Source organism: Bifidobacterium sp. LCP19S3_E9 (assembly GCF_052121135.1).
Classification (GTDB): Bacteria; Actinomycetota; Actinomycetes; order Actinomycetales; family Bifidobacteriaceae; genus Bifidobacterium; species Bifidobacterium thermacidophilum.
The window spans coordinates 1-16,240 of record NZ_JBQKEV010000005.1; the positions used below are offsets into that span (position 1 = coordinate 1).

General features: G+C 59.7%; 12 protein-coding genes and 1 tRNA gene. 3 read left to right on the forward strand and 10 right to left on the reverse strand.

The features are described 5' to 3' along the window. Positions 1–233: 233 nt before the first annotated feature. Positions 234–479, reverse strand: coding sequence for a hypothetical protein (locus ACTQYB_RS03665; protein WP_441481583.1), 246 nt, complete (start codon positions 477–479; stop codon positions 234–236). A gap of 33 nt (positions 480–512) precedes the next feature. Between ACTQYB_RS03665 and ACTQYB_RS03670 the strand changes: the two genes are divergently transcribed. Then, positions 513–1,670, forward strand: coding sequence for a LacI family DNA-binding transcriptional regulator (locus ACTQYB_RS03670; protein WP_441481582.1), 1,158 nt, complete (start codon positions 513–515; stop codon positions 1,668–1,670). A 179-nt stretch (positions 1,671–1,849) separates the two neighbouring features. Here ACTQYB_RS03670 and ACTQYB_RS03675 read toward each other — a convergent pair whose 3' ends face one another. The 6 genes from ACTQYB_RS03675 to ACTQYB_RS03700 form a co-directional block, all read right to left on the reverse strand. Further along, complete coding sequence (locus tag ACTQYB_RS03675) at positions 1,850–2,641, reverse strand: isoprenyl transferase (protein ID WP_441481581.1); 792 nt, start codon at positions 2,639–2,641, stop codon at positions 1,850–1,852. A gap of 2 nt (positions 2,642–2,643) precedes the next feature. Beyond that, positions 2,644–3,366 (reverse strand): DNA repair protein RecO, encoded by a 723-nt coding sequence (recO, locus tag ACTQYB_RS03680; RefSeq protein WP_441481580.1) that lies wholly within the window; start codon positions 3,364–3,366, stop codon positions 2,644–2,646. Positions 3,367–3,494: 128 nt separating this feature from the next. Further along, complete coding sequence (locus ACTQYB_RS03685) at positions 3,495–5,252, reverse strand: alpha/beta hydrolase family protein (RefSeq protein ID WP_441481703.1); 1,758 nt, start codon at positions 5,250–5,252, stop codon at positions 3,495–3,497. Between the two features lie 339 nt (positions 5,253–5,591). Further along, a complete protein-coding gene (gene ispG / locus ACTQYB_RS03690; RefSeq protein ID WP_441481579.1) occupies positions 5,592–6,842 on the reverse strand; it encodes a flavodoxin-dependent (E)-4-hydroxy-3-methylbut-2-enyl-diphosphate synthase in 1,251 nt (416 codons plus the stop codon). Continuing rightward, complete coding sequence (gene dxr / locus ACTQYB_RS03695; protein WP_033505121.1) at positions 6,839–8,023, reverse strand: 1-deoxy-D-xylulose-5-phosphate reductoisomerase; 1,185 nt, start codon at positions 8,021–8,023, stop codon at positions 6,839–6,841. The genes ispG and dxr overlap by 4 nt, the downstream gene beginning before the upstream one ends. A 366-nt stretch (positions 8,024–8,389) precedes the next feature. Next, a complete protein-coding gene (locus tag ACTQYB_RS03700; protein WP_441481578.1) occupies positions 8,390–10,177 on the reverse strand; it encodes a DivIVA domain-containing protein in 1,788 nt (595 codons plus the stop codon). A 189-nt stretch (positions 10,178–10,366) separates the two neighbouring features. On the opposite strand from ACTQYB_RS03700, the gene ACTQYB_RS03705 reads away from it, so the two are divergent. Next, positions 10,367–10,440, forward strand: a tRNA-Val gene (locus tag ACTQYB_RS03705). A gap of 356 nt (positions 10,441–10,796) precedes the next feature. Here ACTQYB_RS03705 and ACTQYB_RS03710 read toward each other — a convergent pair. Together ACTQYB_RS03710 and ACTQYB_RS03715 are read right to left on the reverse strand one after the other, a co-directional pair. Further along, on the reverse strand, positions 10,797–11,228 hold the full coding sequence (locus tag ACTQYB_RS03710; RefSeq protein WP_205827695.1) for a DUF3052 domain-containing protein: 432 nt from the start codon (positions 11,226–11,228) through the stop codon (positions 10,797–10,799). A gap of 92 nt (positions 11,229–11,320) precedes the next feature. Next, positions 11,321–12,169, reverse strand: a complete 849-nt coding sequence (locus ACTQYB_RS03715; RefSeq protein WP_441481577.1) for a YlbL family protein — start codon at positions 12,167–12,169, stop codon at positions 11,321–11,323. 237 nt (positions 12,170–12,406) lie between these two features. On the opposite strand from ACTQYB_RS03715, the gene ACTQYB_RS03720 reads away from it, so the two are divergent. Next, positions 12,407–14,089: a zinc-dependent metalloprotease gene (locus tag ACTQYB_RS03720; protein WP_441481576.1), complete on the forward strand. Its 1,683-nt coding sequence runs from the start codon at positions 12,407–12,409 to the stop codon at positions 14,087–14,089. Between the two features lie 170 nt (positions 14,090–14,259). Here ACTQYB_RS03720 and ACTQYB_RS03725 read toward each other — a convergent pair whose 3' ends face one another. Continuing rightward, positions 14,260–15,777: an ATP-dependent helicase gene (locus tag ACTQYB_RS03725; protein ID WP_441481575.1), complete on the reverse strand. Its 1,518-nt coding sequence runs from the start codon at positions 15,775–15,777 to the stop codon at positions 14,260–14,262. Positions 15,778–16,240: the final 463 nt, after the last annotated feature.

Here is a 16,240-nt window from a genome sequence, read left to right on the forward strand (position 1 = left end):
CCGCCGCCGCGGTCTTGTGGGTTTGGGTTTTTTTTTGGGGGGGCGTGCTGGGGGGGGGGGGTTGGGGGGGGGGGGCGGTGGGGGGCCCCCCCCCCCCCACGCCGATACCTTGTGGCTCACCTGCGAAACCGGTGGTAACTCGCCGCCATGCAATCACCCGGGCACACCACAACGAGATATCCCCCGGTCCGACCAAGAAACTCCGCAAACCACGCCACTCAGCGACCAACCGGTCATACCGCGGTGAGCATTGTTATCCCCTCTCCTGGCCAATCCGCCATGTTCCCGCATGTTCCCTCTCTCCCCCCATCTCCTCCATCTCCCCCCATCTCCTCCATCTCCTCCACCTCGCTCATCTTGCCTATCTCTCTCATCTTCCCCATCTTGTCCCTCTTCCCCCTCTTCCCCATCTCACCTATCTCCCCTATCTCGTCCATTATTTCCCCAGCGATTTCTGATATTCCGCGGTTGTTGCTCACCTGAACGGTTAATCCTGCGTACAATGGGGGGGTATGGTCACCATGAAGGATATTGCAGCAAAGGCGTGCGTATCAATCTCCACTGTCTCACTGGTCATCAACCACCGCGACAAAGGTCGCGTCAAACCCGACATTGCGGCGACTATTTGGAAAGTCGCCGAAGAACTCGGATATCATCCGAACGCCATGGCCCGCTCATTACGCAGCGGCCGGACACACACCATCACTTTTATCAGTGACCAAGTCGCCACCACCCCGTACGCGGGCGAAATCATTCACGGTGCCGAAGATGCAGCCCGCCAACTCGGGTACATGATGTTCATCATCGATGCCGACGACGAACGCGACATCAGCGGCGACATCGACCGCATGCTCAGCTGGGGCGTGGACGGTTACATTTACGCCAAATTCGCCAACCGGTACATCAGCGTGCCGCCGACACTCGACGATATGCAGGTCGTCGTCGTCAACGCCGAGGAGCGCACCGTCATCCACCCGCGAATCGAGCCGGACGAATTCTCAATCGGATACGACGCCACAACACGACTGATCCACGCCGGATGCCGCCGCATCGCATACATCGGCTGCGATGAGCCTGCCATCGCCCAAGTCGGACGGTTCAAAGGGTATCGTCAGGCGCTGAAAGACGCGGGAATACCATTCGACAAGCGGCTGACCAGCAGGGTCTCCCACGGTCGCCCCGCTCTCGAAGCCGTGTGCAAACTGCTGGACGACACGCATCCGGACGGCGTGTTCGCGTTCAACGACGCGCGTGCGGTCTACGTGTATGATTACGCGTTCCAGCATGGGCTGACCATCGGCGAGGACCTGTCAGTCATCGGCGTGGACAATCATGAAGTCATCTGCGATACCACCGTACCGGCGTTAACCAGCGTGGAACTGCCCCACTACGAAATGGGCTTCTGGGGAGCGTGCAAAATCATCTCCATGATCGAAGGCACCGACCCGATTGAGCAGGAACGTGTCACGCCATCATACAATGCCGCGTCCATGCCGCCGTTGGATACTGACGGTCCTGCGCGCATTCATTGTGCCATCGTTGAAAAGGAATCCATCGTCGGCGGCCCGCGCACGCACGACGATTCCGAACCGGCGCAGACCGCTGGGAGCAACGCGAATCCGAGCTCATCTGCTTCTGCCGACGGCTCACGACTCACTCAGCGTCGATAGAAGCAAGTACCGACGCTCACGACACCTTCAACGTCGATAGAAGCCTCTGCCGACACTTACGACACCCTGAGCATCGGCAGGAGCAGACATAGGTCACCCGCATCGGCACACAGTTGATGATTGTGACGCGGATCAACACAGACGCCGGCACCAAACAGACCAACCAGGCGGGCCAAGCTTTACTTCTTCACTCCACCGAACCGACGATCACGATGAATGTAGTGATCAATCGACCGCCAGAACGCCTCACGCCCATAGTCAGGGAACAATTCCGGCACAAAATCGTATTCCGCGTAAGCCGCTTCCCACGCAAGGAAGTTCGAGGTACGCTGCTCCCCCGACGTGCGGATCACCAAATCGCAGTCAGGAATATCCGGGTTATACATGTGCTCGGCGATCATCTTCTCAGTCACACGATCACCCTTGATTTTGCCCTCGCGCACCTCACGCGCGATATCCGCACACGCGTCCGCGATTTCGGCACGACCGCCATAATTGATGCAGAACACCACGTCGATGACCTTGTTGTTCTTCGTGCGTTCCATCGCCATCTCAAGTTCATCAATCACCGACTTCCACAACCGCGGACGACGGCCAGCCCAACGCACGCGCACACCCCACTCGTCCATCTGGGCGACACGACGATGGATGATATCGCGAGAAAAGCCCATCAGGAACCGCACTTCCTGCGGCGAGCGCTTCCAGTTCTCCGTGGAGAAGGTGTACAAGCTCAAATATCTGACGCCACATTCAATTGCGGCAGCGATCGTGTCGAACACCACCGGTTCGGCAGCCTGATGGCCATCGGTGCGGATCAGCCCGCGCTGCTTCGCCCAGCGGCCATTGCCGTCCATAATCACGCCGACATGACGCGGCACCTTGTCCTTCGGGAAATCCGGGATGATTGATGGGTCAGAGAATGGGACCGCCGGCACATCCAGCGACTTGTAATCCACATGTTCGAAAGCCATGATTACGAATCTAACAAGCGCAGCGAACGAATCGGCCGTTCCATATAGTATTCTCCCCATTCCTCGACAAGTTTGCGCGTGTCGGCACGTTCCGCGAGCGTGTCAAGAATCGCCCAATCACCCTCCACCAACGCCTGAAGCTGTTCGCATGTATCCAGCGTGATCCGCCGCGAGCCAGGGACATGATCTTTCACGCACATCACGCCGCCCGCGGGAACAGAGAAGAAATCCAGATCATCACGTCCGCCACATACCACGCACGCATCAAGACGAGGCGTCCAACCGGCGTGCGACAACGCGCGCAACACATACGAATCCCCGATCGCCGCACACGGGTGCGCATGACGGGACAGCGCATTCAACGCCCCCGCCAACAGCAGATACTGGGCGGCAGAAGGCTCATTCTCCGTGGAAATCAAACGGTCGGCGGTCTCGACTATCTCGCATGCAGCCGCATACGCTTCAAAATCGCCGACAATACCCGCAGCATACGTTGAAATCGAAGCCGCCTGCGACACCACGTCGAGAGAACGGCCTTCAGCGATCAACAGGTCATCGCGCATAAACGGCTCGAGTCTGCCGCCGAATCTTGATTTGACACGACGGACGCCTTTCGCCACCGCCCGGATCTTGCCATGGTTGCGCGTGAGAATAGTGACGATGCGATCCGCCTCGCCGAGCTTGATGGTGCGCAGCACCACGCCCTCATCACGATACAGGGGCATAACGCCGACCTTCCGCTGCGCGACATGCCGTCCGACAGGCGACGCGAACCCGACACCGCACGCGATATCTCATCCGTTGCATTTCAGTTGATGATCTTTCAGTACATAAACCTTCAGTAGATGATCGTTCAGTAGATGAACAATCCCCAGAACGCGAAGAACAGCAGCACATGGAACATGGCGAACGCCGTCACCCAGAACAGCACCCGGGCGAAGCGCTTCGAAGCGAGCACCGGTTCACGGCCGCTCACCACATCGCCAATCGCGCCTTTGCGCGGAGGCAGCTGCGCAAGACCGCGGGTTTTCGCGACTTCAATCAGCCGTGTGAACACGCGCGACCACGCCCACACCACCAATGTGCACACCACTTGGATGACCGGCCAACTCCAATACATCATGCCCGGATCCTCCGCCGGCGCGCCACCCCACGCGAGTTGCACAATACCCATCACCACTTGGCCCAAGCCGCCGCAGAATAGGAGGAACGTGGCGAGCGTGGTAATCGTCAGACTCAGGAGAGCCCCACCGAACCCGTATTTGAAGCCGAGCGCGGGCCCTTTCCTGCGAATCATGAACACGATTTTCCGTATCAACGCCACTATGCCGATTATCAAGGTGAGCAGCAGCGTGACCAGCATCGCGATATGAATCCAAGCCCCGTACAGGGTCAGACCGCGATCCGCGTGCAAATCCTTCGGAACAGCAATCGACTGGTAGAGTGTCGTTCCCGCCGCCCGTTCACTGGTCTGTTCAAGCCCGGCAGCGGTGCCGACCGTCCAAGAAACCATGTCTTTGACATAATCGTCCGCGAATCCGGTGCCGGAATCCGCCTCATTGCCCAATCGCAGGACATGATTCGCCACCGGATAGCTGCGAATGGTCACATCCCAATTGCCCGACCGGTGCGCCAAATCGAGAATCTCCCGCGTCCCTTCGACCTGAGCGGTCATCACATCCTTCGAACCATAGGCGACGAAAGTGGGGATGGAATAGGCGGCAGGCTGTTCGATGTCGAGATCGAAATTCTTCAAACCGAACAGGGTGCCGTCCATATCGAACACACGGCGCACGATTGACTGGTATCCGCTATGCGCACCGACCAGAGTGAAATCTTGTGAAGCGAGGAAGCCGAGCGACTGTCGCGGGGAGAACACCATCGGGCTGAGCAGCACCTGGAACGCGATCTTCGGATCCAGCCGCAACAGGTACGAGCTGATCCATGTGCTTTCGGATGTCGCATAAATGCCGACTTTGGCGGCATTGACTTGTTTCAGCGATCGCAGATAGTTGATTGTCTGATCGTAGATTTTCGCGGAGGCCGGATAGTCCCGGGTGATGTCTGTCGTTGACCATATCGGTTTGTCGATGACCGCGGTCACGAAACCGGCCGATGACAACGAATAGGCGACATCGCCGAACGAGTTGTCACAGGTTCCGTACCCGGCGCCGTGCATGAACACGACACCTGGACGATTCGACCCGGCGCCTTTCGGCTCGCGGATCAGCACGCGTATATGCTGGATTTCGCCCGTGGATGGGCGTTTCGCATCGATGGTGATATAGCGCTGAGTGACCTTGTAGGTGCCGACCGACGGCAAGGCATGGCCTGTGGTGTTGTTGAACGTGACTGATGTGTCGCCGGTGAGCATGGACATGGTTTGCCCAGTCGGCTGGATGTTCGCGCTGACGGCGGTGATATGGGAGACGCCTACGAGAATGCCGAGCAGAATGATGAAAATGGGAACGCTGACGGCGAGACGATGTCCGCGGGACCATGCGACGGGCTCCTGCTTGGACTGGCGGGCGCGCTCGGCAGTTGTGTCGGTGGGTAGCGTGTCAGCGGGTAGTGTGCCGGTCTGGCGAGCAGTCGGTTCAGCGGCATGCATATCGGACCGATGGACGGCTTCTTGGCCGGTTGAGGAGCTGCTCTGGCGTTCTTCCTGATTCGACACATCAACTATTCTAACGAGGACCATGGCCGTTCAGCCGGTCGCAAGAACCAGACCGGAATCACCTAAATCGGCAATCCTGCGCTCCCCCCTCAGCTTTTGCCGACGCTCAGCAGTGCCTCAGTGTCGGCAAAACCTTCTACCGACACTCGCAGCACCCTCAGCGCCGGCAGAAACAGAACCACAACCCCCTGCCGACATTCACAGCACACTCAGTGTCGGCAGAAGGTGGGGGTCGACGGTGTGTTGGGTATGCGACTGGGACGCTCCATTCACTTACGCGTTAGGGTGGGTCCCGCCGGTAATCGGGACGACAACCGGGCCACTTTTCGCGACGGGCGTGCCGCTTGCTGCACTTTCGATCTCCATTCGTCCAGCGATCTCGCGCGCATGCTCGAGCAACGTCGGAACAATCTGGTCTTCCGGTACGGTCTCGATGACCTTGCCCTTGATGAAAATCTGCCCCTTGCCATTGCCGGAAGCCACGCCCAAATCAGCCTCGCGCGCCTCCCCCGGACCATTGACGATGCAGCCCATAACCGCAACACGAATCGGCGCTTTGATGTCCTTAAGCCCTTCCGTCACCTGCTTGGCAAGCTCAATCACATCAACCTGCGCACGCCCGCAACTCGGGCAGGAAATAATGTCGAAATGCCGTTGGCGAAGCCCCAGATACTCGAGAATCTTGCAACCAACCTTGACTTCCTCGACCGGAGGCGCGGACAGGGACACGCGAATCGTGTCCCCGATGCCTTCCGCGAGCAGCGCACCGAACGCAAGGCATGACTTGATAGTGCCCTGCCACGCAGGCCCGGCCTCGGTCACGCCCAGATGCAGCGGCCAATCGCCCTTGCCGGCGAGCAGACGGTACGTCTGGACCATGGTGACTGGATCATGGTGTTTGACGGAAATCTTGAAATCGTGGAAGCCAACATCCTCGAACATGCGGGCTTCCTTTAACGCCGAAGCGACGAGGGCCTCAGGGGTCGGCCCGCCGTATTTCGCATACAGCTCCTTGTCAAGCGAGCCGGCGTTCACACCGATACGCAGCGAAATGCCCGCATCCGTAGCCGCCTTGCAAATCGAAGGCCCGACCTCGTCGAACTTGCGGATATTGCCCGGGTTGACACGTACCGCGGCGCACCCGGCGTCAATCGCTTGGAACACATATTTGCTTTGGAAATGGATGTCGGCAATCACCGGAAGCGGGGATTTCGCGACGATGGCGGGCAACGCGTCCGCATCATCCTGACTGGGTACTGCGACGCGAACGATGTCGCAACCCGCCTGCGCGAGCTCACCAATCTGGCGCAACGTGGCGTTTACGTCCACCGTCGGCGTGTTGGTCATCGACTGCACGGAAATCGGGGCACCGCCGCCGACGGGCACCGGACCGACCATGATGCGGCGGGACTTGCGCCTCGGATGCAACGGGCTTTCGCTGATATCAGGGGCTCCTGTCTTGCGGAACCCCGTCTCGCCGCTTGCGGTCAATTCATCGTCTTGAATGCTGATGCTTTCCTTCACACCTGCTTGTTTATCAAAACATCGGCACGTTGGCGCGCTTCATGCTCAACTTGCCCCATTTCCTCCACGGATGCGAACAGCGGATTGCCGCGAAGCTCCGCATCCATCTGATCGATCACCGCCTTGACCGTGTCTACAATGCCCAGATACGGCAGCCGGCCGTCGAGGAACGCATGAACAGCCTGCTCATTCGCCGCGTTCAGCACCGCTGTATGTTTCTCGGAGGCGGCGAGGCACTGCCGGGCGAGGTTCACCGCGGGGAACGCCTCGTTGTCCAGGGGTTCGAAAGTCCATTGCGCAGCTTGCGTCCAATCGCACGCAGCAGCCACGTTTCCGAGACGCTCGGGCGCGGACAGTCCGAGCGCAATCGGCAAGCGCATGTCCGGCGGCGACGCCTGGCAAATGGTCGCGCCATCACAGAATTCGACCATGGAGTGCACGATGGACTGAGGGTGTACCGTCACCTCGATGCGTTCCGGCGGAATATCAAACAGCCGACTCGCCTCAATGACTTCCAAGCCTTTGTTCATCAGGGTCGATGAATTAATCGTCACCACCGGGCCCATATGCCACGTGGGATGGTTCAACGCCTGTTCAGGGGTGATTTCGGTCATATCCTCGCGGCGCATCCCGCGGAACGGCCCACCTGAAGCGGTGACGATAAGCTTCGAGACTTCGCTGTGGCGCCCCGAACGCAACGACTGCCAAATCGCGGAATGCTCAGAATCAACCGGGTTGATCTGCTGGTCACGCACCTGGGCGCTGAAGAGCAGATGACCGCCTGCGACCACGGATTCCTTGTTGGCCAACGCCAGTTGCGATCCCGCTTGCAATGCAGCGATGGACGGCTCAAGGCCAATGGATCCCGTGATGCCGTTGAGCACGGTATCGGCTCCGCACCCGGCAAGTGCGATAACCGCCTGACGCCCGGCGTGAATGGCCGTATTCGAGGCACCAGCCTGTTCGAGCGCTTCACGCAGCGTCCCGACCTTGGATTCGTCCGCAATCGCGACCTGCGGGACGTGGAATGCCGCCGCCTGCTTGGCCAACAGGTCGATATGTCCGCCTCCTGCGGCAAGACCGGTCACCGTGAACCGGTCCGGATGACGGGCGATGACATCAAGTCCCTGCGTGCCGATTGACCCTGTGGATCCTAACACGATGACAGTGGATTGTCTGATCACAGTGGTGCTTCCTACTCCTCACGACCGGCTCGAAGCTCCATGTTCGGCGCCAGCAGGTCGGTATTCGCCTCCGGGAGCACACGACTCCCCTACCGCTTCACATGATACACTCAGACGGCCATCAATCAAGGATTTCCAACGGCGGCGCGGGATGGTGGGCATGGGATTACGAACAACGCAGTCACTCCATCACCGCCCGCAAACCAATCCAAGGATGTGTCATTCCTGATATTGTCGATCAGAATATCCCATCCCTGATTGGCTCACGGTATCTCGGCAATGCATCGCGGATTGCCTTCATTTTACTTGCGACGAATACGGATTCCTGCACACCCGGTTCGATGAACGAATCCGGGATTCTCGTTACTCCTGCTTGCTTCCCGACTGGCCGTCGTCACCCAAGGACGGGAACGACAAATCGGGGATATCGAAGCCGAAACCCGATGCTGGTCTAGTACCGTGGGAATTTTCTTCACCAGCATCCGGGAACAGATTCACGGAAGGCGCAGGCGTCGCGGTTTCAGCATGGTCATCGGTTTGAGGCGCTGCAAACGATGCTGGAGTCCCAGCTGCGGGCGCCGCGGGAGTCTGTGTCGGGGCCGCAGCAGCGGTCGGCGCGGGTTCGAAGGAGGAAGAAGGCGCGAATGAAGGCGCTGCCGACGCTGGTGTCGAAGCGGCTGCACCGGAGAACACACTCGGCTGTGCAGCAGACTGCGATTGGGTTCCTGCTGAGAAATCCCCTACCGGGAAATCCGGAATTGTGGAGGATGATGCACTTGCGGATGCCGGGGCAGCAGCGGAAGCCGGGGCAGCAGCGGAAGCACCGCCAAAACCAGAGGCATTCCCGGATGGGAATATCGAGGGAGCCGGCGTGGGCTGCGCGGAAGGAACCGAACCGGCTGCAGCGGCATATGCATCAGACGGCTGGACAGAGCCAGAAGTCTGCTGGGCAAACTGATCCGCCAACGGCGACGTCGGTTGGAATGACGGCGGTACGACTGCCGGAGAATCAGTATATGCCGATGCCGGATTGCCCTGCTCGGCGGGCGTCGCGGCAGGGACCGCCTGCTGCGTGTTCTGGGAGAAAATCGACTGGTTGCTGCTGGCCAACGCCGCCAATGACGGGCTGCCTTGGGCGTTCACGGATGCAACGGCTTGAGACGCAGGGCTTGCCGTCGCACCGAACAACGAGCCGTTGGTCTGCTGCGTGCCCGCCTGCTGCCCTGCACCGGCGGGAGCATTCTGCTGGTCCTGAGGCGTGACCGGGGACACCGGCGTTGCCGATGCTCCCGCGCCGAAAGCCGGCTGATCAGTCTGGCTTGGGGTGAAAATAGCCTGTTCGGCTTGATGCAGCGCGTCAAACGACTGCGGGGTCGCGGACGCGGCAGCATATGCCGCGGCGCCTGAGCCGGGGGCGAATTGCGGCAGAGCGGCATCACCCTGCTGCGCGAACAACGGCTTGACTCCGCCATCAGATCGCGGCTGGGCGGCCTGTTCTTCCGACCCTCCCACATAATCCGCGACACGGGCGTAAGACTCAATGCGGCTGAGTAGCTGAACGCACGCGTTGATGTAATAATCCACCTGTCGCTCGTCATACCCGCGCTTGCCGCGACGCTGGGTGAAAATCACGTTCGCGACACGCTGGGCGTTCAAATCGATGTCTTTCTTGGACTGATCACGATCGGCACCGTCAACGCCAAGCTCTGCAGCGGCTTTGTCGACGATCTGGTCGACTAGGCGATCCACCTGCTTGCGGTCATAGGACGGCTGCTTGTCTTTCCCCGCGGCGAAACGTTTACGCTCAGGCCGCTGCGCATGCGTGGCGATCTGGCGGTACAAATCTTCCGTCTCAGCTTTCCACGCCACACGGCCATGCTGGGTGATTTCCCACGTCGTCTGCTTGTCGACAACCGCACGCTCAAGCCGCGCCAGCGCGGCGTCCACCTGGGCGATCGCATAGCCGCCCTTGCGCATTTCGAAGGATACGTTCTGAATGTCCTTCTGCGTCAGCTGCATGCCTTCGCTGTCATACAGCTTGTGCGCACGCTCAAGAAACTCGTCGACCTGGGGCACGTCATAGCCCCACTTGCGCTTGCTTACGAGCGCAATACCTGACGCACCCTGTTCGGTTTCAGGTTTCTTAGCCATTGACTACCGACCTCCTAGACGTATATTCCTAGGCTCAACTGTACGTGATTGTTTAGACTCTTTTGCTGGAAAACCCATAAACCATACCGAAAAGCGCGTTGTTTCGGCACGCTCCCAGCGGTGCGTCCGGACGGGAACACGCCGGGATGCGGCGCTCCCGGCGTGTCATGCAGTAGAGTGGAGATTTGCGGGCGATTAGCTCAGTTGGCTAGAGCGCCACCTTTACACGGTGGATGTCGGGGGTTCGAGCCCCTCATCGCCCACTTTCCCGCAGCCATTGCAAACATTGGGATTGCATGATTTGCGGATTTCCGTCTCCCCACGTTGGTAGAAGCTTCTGCCGACGGTCAGAACGCTCTCAGCGTCGGTAGAAGCAGGAGGAGAGACATGAACAAGCGCCCGGGAACGTTCAGCTGACAAGCAATTCCAAGAGCAGGGCACACACCCACGCCTCATCCCCACTTCCACAAACCAGCTACGCTCAGGACACCGCCAGCGTCACCAGATAGTATGAATCCACAAACCAGCTACGCCAAGGCCCTCGCCAGCGTAACCAGTTTGTAGAGGAGTACGAATCAGCTATGACTAAGACGCCGCCGGCGTAGTTGCTCGCTAGGGATCAGTGGGAGGAGCCTTTGCCGAAGGCACGCAGCTGAATGCCGTTCCAGTCCTTGCTGACCGTCAACGGAGTAGCGGCATTCATGCCCGCGGTCTGCGCGGCGGACTGCACCGTGCTTGCATTCGGAGCGCCTTCACGACCTGGCTTCGGGCACAGCACCCACATCGGGCCGTCATCCCCCAGCACCGCGTACGCATCGACAATCGTGTCGGCGAGCTCGTCCTCGTCGTCACCGTCACGCCACCAGATGATGACCCCGTCAACCGCGGAATCATAATCCTCGTCAACGAGTTCCTCGCCCGTCAACTGTTCGATCTTCTCACGAATCGAATCGTCGACGTCATCATCCCACAGCCATTCCTGCACGATGTCCCCGGAACGGAACCCGAATTCTTCAGCGTTTTGAAATGCCGTTTCAATCACGTTGCACAATATAGCAAGACACGCGAACTTATTGGTTACTTACGACTGTTTTTGGACACTTTATCTGCCAAGTCACCTGCCATGTCACCGCACATCGCAGCTCACACCGTGCAATGCGGCAGGCTGTTCCCCTTGCCTTCACCGATGGCGACAAGCGCCTTGTACGCCTCGTCGAGCGTGGACACCTTCACATCGCGCAGCCCCGACGGCACATGGCCGACGACCTCGTCACAGTTGGACGCGGGAGCAAGGAACCACGTTGCGCCGTCACGCTTGGCACCCTGCATTTTCAACCGGATTCCGCCAATAGCACCGACTTTGCCGTTACTTTCCATGGTCCCTGTCCCCGCAATCGTCTTGCCGCCCGTCTCATCGCGGGCTGTCAGCTTGCTGATTACACCGAGCGTATACATCATGCCGGCGGACGGACCGCCGATATCGTCAATATGCATGTCAACGTTGACGCCGGAAACATCCACACCGAGTTTCTTCGCATACGCGAGCGCCTGTTTGGTGGCCGCTTTCTGCGACGAGGACATCTCTTTATTGGCTTCCTTATCGTATTCCTCGGAGGTCTGGCCGGGAGTGAACACCGCCTCGCTTGGTAGCACGGTCGTGTCGGGGCGGAAATACATGACAAGCGTCGCGATATTGGGTACCGGATACCCCGGCACACCGGAAGCGTTGACCGTTACCATGAGTAGTTTGCCCGACTGCTTGTGTGTGCGAGCGCCGGATATCGCGATAATCTGCTTGCCTGACGACGTGCCGAGCACGTTGCGTGTAGGACCGGGCGTTTCAATCACATACGGACTGGGCATGAGCAGGACAAGCCCGCACAGCAGAACGCAGAACGCGCCTGCATAATAGCCGAGGCTGCGTCGGTCGAAATCGTTGCGTGCGCGGCGCAGGAACGCTGTGGCGGCTTGAATGGCGCGTGTGAAACTCATACCGCCATACTAGCCAGTCACCTGCCGTCATGGCCATATGAGGGCGGCATGGCAGGCAATTGCCATTGCCAAACGCCGGCCCCTCCACCGACCACCATGAATTGCTGTCATCACCGTCCGGATGGCGGCATTTCACAGCTCTCGCCGCAATCCGCTCACCATCAGCGAACAATGAGGCGGCTGACTGTATCATTAGGGGTACTTACGCGCCCACTCTCAACCGAAGGATGACAGGTCATGGACGAACACGCGATACACCAGTGGCTCATCGATTGTTTTGGCCCGATCCAGGGAGAGATGGCTTGGCAGCAGCTTTCCCAACTGCCGCAGGAGGTCCGGGACCAACTGGCGCAGCAGGATCCACAGAAGCTGCCGAAGCCTGACGAGGTGCGGGCGATGATGAAAGCCTTCACCGAAGGCGGGCTGAATTCTTTGGCCGAAATGCAGCAGACCGTCGAACGCGGCCCGATCAACGTGAAGCTCGCGGCCACCATCGCGCTCGACCGCGCCAACGACGAATCATCATGGCAATCCGTCAACGCGCAAGACGCCGCCAGCGTACGGCGTGCCGCCAGCGAGGCGAACCTGTGGCTGGACAGTGTCTGCGAATTCGACCCCGCCCCGGGCGAAACCGAAGTGCTCACCCGCGCCGACTGGGTCAACGGCACGCTTGATTCATGGGCGAAATTCGCTGCGCCGGTCGCATCCGCGATGAACGAGGCTCTGGCATCGGTGGTTTCTGAACGGCTCGGGGACGCATTCGACGGCGATATCGCCGGTATTTACGCGGGCCCTATTCCGCTGCCGATTCCAGAAAATCTCAAGAATCCGTCACAAATTGTCAAACTGCTGGCGAACACGTCATTCGCCATGCAATTGGGCCATGCCGCCGGCGATTTGTCGCATGAAGTCCGCGGCAGTTTCGACCAGGGCGTGCCGCTGCTCAATAATCCGGCGGGCGGGTTGATCGCGCAAAACGCCATTGAATACGCTCGTTCGCTTGATATCAACCAAAGCGAGGTGCTCGCTTTCCTCGCGTTGCAGGAAGAAGCGCATGCCAGGCTGTTCGCTTCGGTTCCTTGGCTTATGCCTCGATTCGAGGCGCTGATCGGCAAGTATGCACGCGGAACGCGCATTGATTTGGACGCGATGGAAGAGCAGCTGCGCGATGCGGAAATCATGAACCCGGATTCCTTCTCCGGCGCGGTGAATCTCACCAACGTGGCCATCCCCGATACACCGGAGCAGCGTGAGGCGCTGGCAAGCCTCGAGGAGCTGTTGACGCTCGTGGAGGGCTGGACCGATTGCGTCACGTGGAAGGCCGGTATGGCGCACCTGCCGCATTTGGATCAATTGCGTGAAATGATGCGTCGCGAACGCGCGGTCGGTGGGCCGGCGCAACGGACTTTCGAATCGCTGCTGGGATTGCAGCTGCGCCCCAAGCGCATCAGGGAAGCGGCGGATCTGTGGGCGCGAATCGACGCGGATTTCGGGATGGAACGCCGTGACGCGAAGTGGTCGCACCCTGATCTGCTGCCGAAACTGCCCGGCGAGCATGCCGGCGACGAAGGTACGTCGGGTGCCACGGCTTCCGGCGCTGATGCGGATGCTGACGGACAGACGGGTGCTCAAGGAGCTGAGAGCACAGGAATCGATTGGGATGCGGAACTGTCCAAACTGTTGGATGAGGACGCGCGCAGCCAGAACGAATCCGAAGCGGGGTCGGACGCGGAATCCGCCCAGAACAATCAGCACAGCCCAAATGGCGAGGATGGCCAGAATCCGGGGCATCCGGCCCAGGACAGCGGCAATCACATGGATGATGCCGGCGAGGGTGGTACTGCTCAAGGCGGTGATGCTCAAAGTGGTACCGCTCAAGGCGGCGCCGACAATGGGAATGGCACCGGCGAGGACGACTAATTCCTAAGACTCCGACGACCATAACGACAGACGGGATGATGTTGCCACTTGCGGTCACAGCCCACCGCTAGACCGTTCTGCGGCATCATCCCGTCAAGTCTTGAGGCGTCATCAACCTTTACCTGACGCAGCTGGTCAGCCGCCGGTCGTCTAAATTCATATGTCGGCAGTCACACCAGAAAACGGCTCGGGCGTCGCCGTGCGCCGGTATCGCTCGACTGCCGGGATGCAAACGACAAGTGCAATGTATCCTCAGCACGAGTGACCCCCACGTACATCAACCGACGTTCCTCCTCAAGCGCTTCACCGGGCGCCGGAGACCCGTACGGCAACAGCCCCTCCGAGCAGCCGACAATGAACACGTGCGGGAATTCCAGACCCTTCGACGCATGAATCGTGGATACCGTTACAGCAGAGGAATCCTTCACAATCCCCTTGGCCTCAAGCAGCGCCGCTTGTTCCTGCGTTTCATCGGCAAGCGGCGACGACTGCCAACCGGCATCACGACGCACACGGAACCGCAATCCTTGCGCTCGCAACGCGGCACATACATGCTGCTGTTGGGCGTTGATGCGCGTCAGCACCGCGATATCAGATGCCGACACGCCTTGCGCGACAAGCCTCGCAATCCGGGCGGCGACACCCTGGGCTTCCTGCTCGTCGTCGTCGTATTGGGTGCGAACCACGCGCACCCCTGCACCACGGCCGGATTCCAGACGCAAGTAGTGCTCGCGTTCGGGAGAAGCGGCAAGAATCCGGTTCGCATACCCCACAATCTGCGGTGTCGAGCGATAATCAGTGCGCAAACTGATATCCGCAGCGACAGGCGAGAATTCCTCGGTGAAATGCAACAGGTCATAACTGCTCGCCCCGGCGAACGAGTAGATGGTCTGTGCCGGGTCCCCCACCACGCAGATGTTCCGGTTGTCACCCAGCCAGCGGGTCAGCAGACGATGCTGAAGCGGCGAAACATCCTGATATTCATCAACGGTCAGCCACCGGATCGAACGGCGGATGGCACGCGCGGCATCCGCGTCATCGTCAATCACATGACACGCCATGAGCAGAATGTCATTGAAATCAATATGCCCTGTCGCCGATTTCTCCTGTTCATACGCTGTATATACGTCAGCGAAACGGTCAGGTTCCAAGCCGATAGGCGGCTGCCGGTGAGTGGCGGCACAAACCCTGCCATAATCGTCGGGTGCGATGAGCTGCACTTTGCACCAGTTGATTTCAGCGAGCACATCGCGTACTGCGGGCAATCCGGTCTGGGTGGGGTCAAGACCTTCCGGATTCACCGTGCGACGCAACGCCCGCGCGGTAAGCTCCTGCGGGCGGTCGGTGACATGAGGGAACGGCGCGCCGCAGACATCCGGCCAGACGCGACGAAGCTGGTGGAGGGCGGCGGAATGGAATGTCGCCGCGGTCACGTCATCGCCGACACCAAGCGTGCCGAGCCGGGCACGCATCTCGGCGGCGGCTTTCACGGAGAAGGTGACGGCGAGGACTCCTCGGGCATCCCAGGCGCCCGTTCGGCAGCCGTAGGCGATGCGCCGCGTGATGGTACGCGTTTTACCGGCGCCGGCGCATGCCACGATTCGCACCGGGCCGTCCAACGTCGTGGCGGCTTCTCGTTGCGCGTCATCGAGGCCTGCGAGCGCATCATCCTCAACCGAACCATTCATACCTCGCTATTGTGTCAGCCGGCACGACCACGTGCAAACTTGACACGGATGGCAGGATGGCGGATGGTGTCCCTGCTTGGTGTTGCGCATGGTGATTGCGAGCTGGCGCACGGCGGGCGGTGGGAGCCAAGAGTCGAAGCGGCGCTCAGTTGGAATCTTGGACTATACCCGTTGTCGAATGCCAATCAGCGATTCAGTCCGGGCAGCAGGGCGCAAATCGTCGGATATGGGAGCGCTGCCCACCAGGAAATGGCGGAATACCAAGAGATGAGATCCACCGGTTATTCCATGCTAGGACATGCGCCAGGACCAAATCCGAAATCGGCGGCCGAACATGAATCCAGCCCGCAGAACAGGGCACAAACCGGTATGCGCGAGAATGCCGGACATAGGAAAACGGCGGAATACCAAGAGATGCAACCCATCGGTCATCCCGCAGCAGGGCATACTCCGGACCCAAAAC

Coding starts and splice junctions, on each gene's coding strand:
- ACTQYB_RS03715 (WP_441481577.1), bottom strand. CDS start 12,169: ATGAGTTTCACACGCGCCATTCAAGCCGCCACAGCGTTCCTGCGCCGC.
- ACTQYB_RS03685 (WP_441481703.1), bottom strand. CDS start 5,252: ATGCATGCCGCTGAACCGACTGCTCGCCAGACCGGCACACTACCCGCT.
- ACTQYB_RS03670 (WP_441481582.1), top strand. CDS start 513: ATGGTCACCATGAAGGATATTGCAGCAAAGGCGTGCGTATCAATCTCC.
- ACTQYB_RS03700 (WP_441481578.1), bottom strand. CDS start 10,177: ATGGCTAAGAAACCTGAAACCGAACAGGGTGCGTCAGGTATTGCGCTC.
- ACTQYB_RS03675 (WP_441481581.1), bottom strand. CDS start 2,641: ATGGCTTTCGAACATGTGGATTACAAGTCGCTGGATGTGCCGGCGGTC.
- recO (WP_441481580.1), bottom strand. CDS start 3,366: ATGCCCCTGTATCGTGATGAGGGCGTGGTGCTGCGCACCATCAAGCTC.
- ACTQYB_RS03725 (WP_441481575.1), bottom strand. CDS start 15,777: ATGAATGGTTCGGTTGAGGATGATGCGCTCGCAGGCCTCGATGACGCG.
- ACTQYB_RS03720 (WP_441481576.1), top strand. CDS start 12,407: ATGGACGAACACGCGATACACCAGTGGCTCATCGATTGTTTTGGCCCG.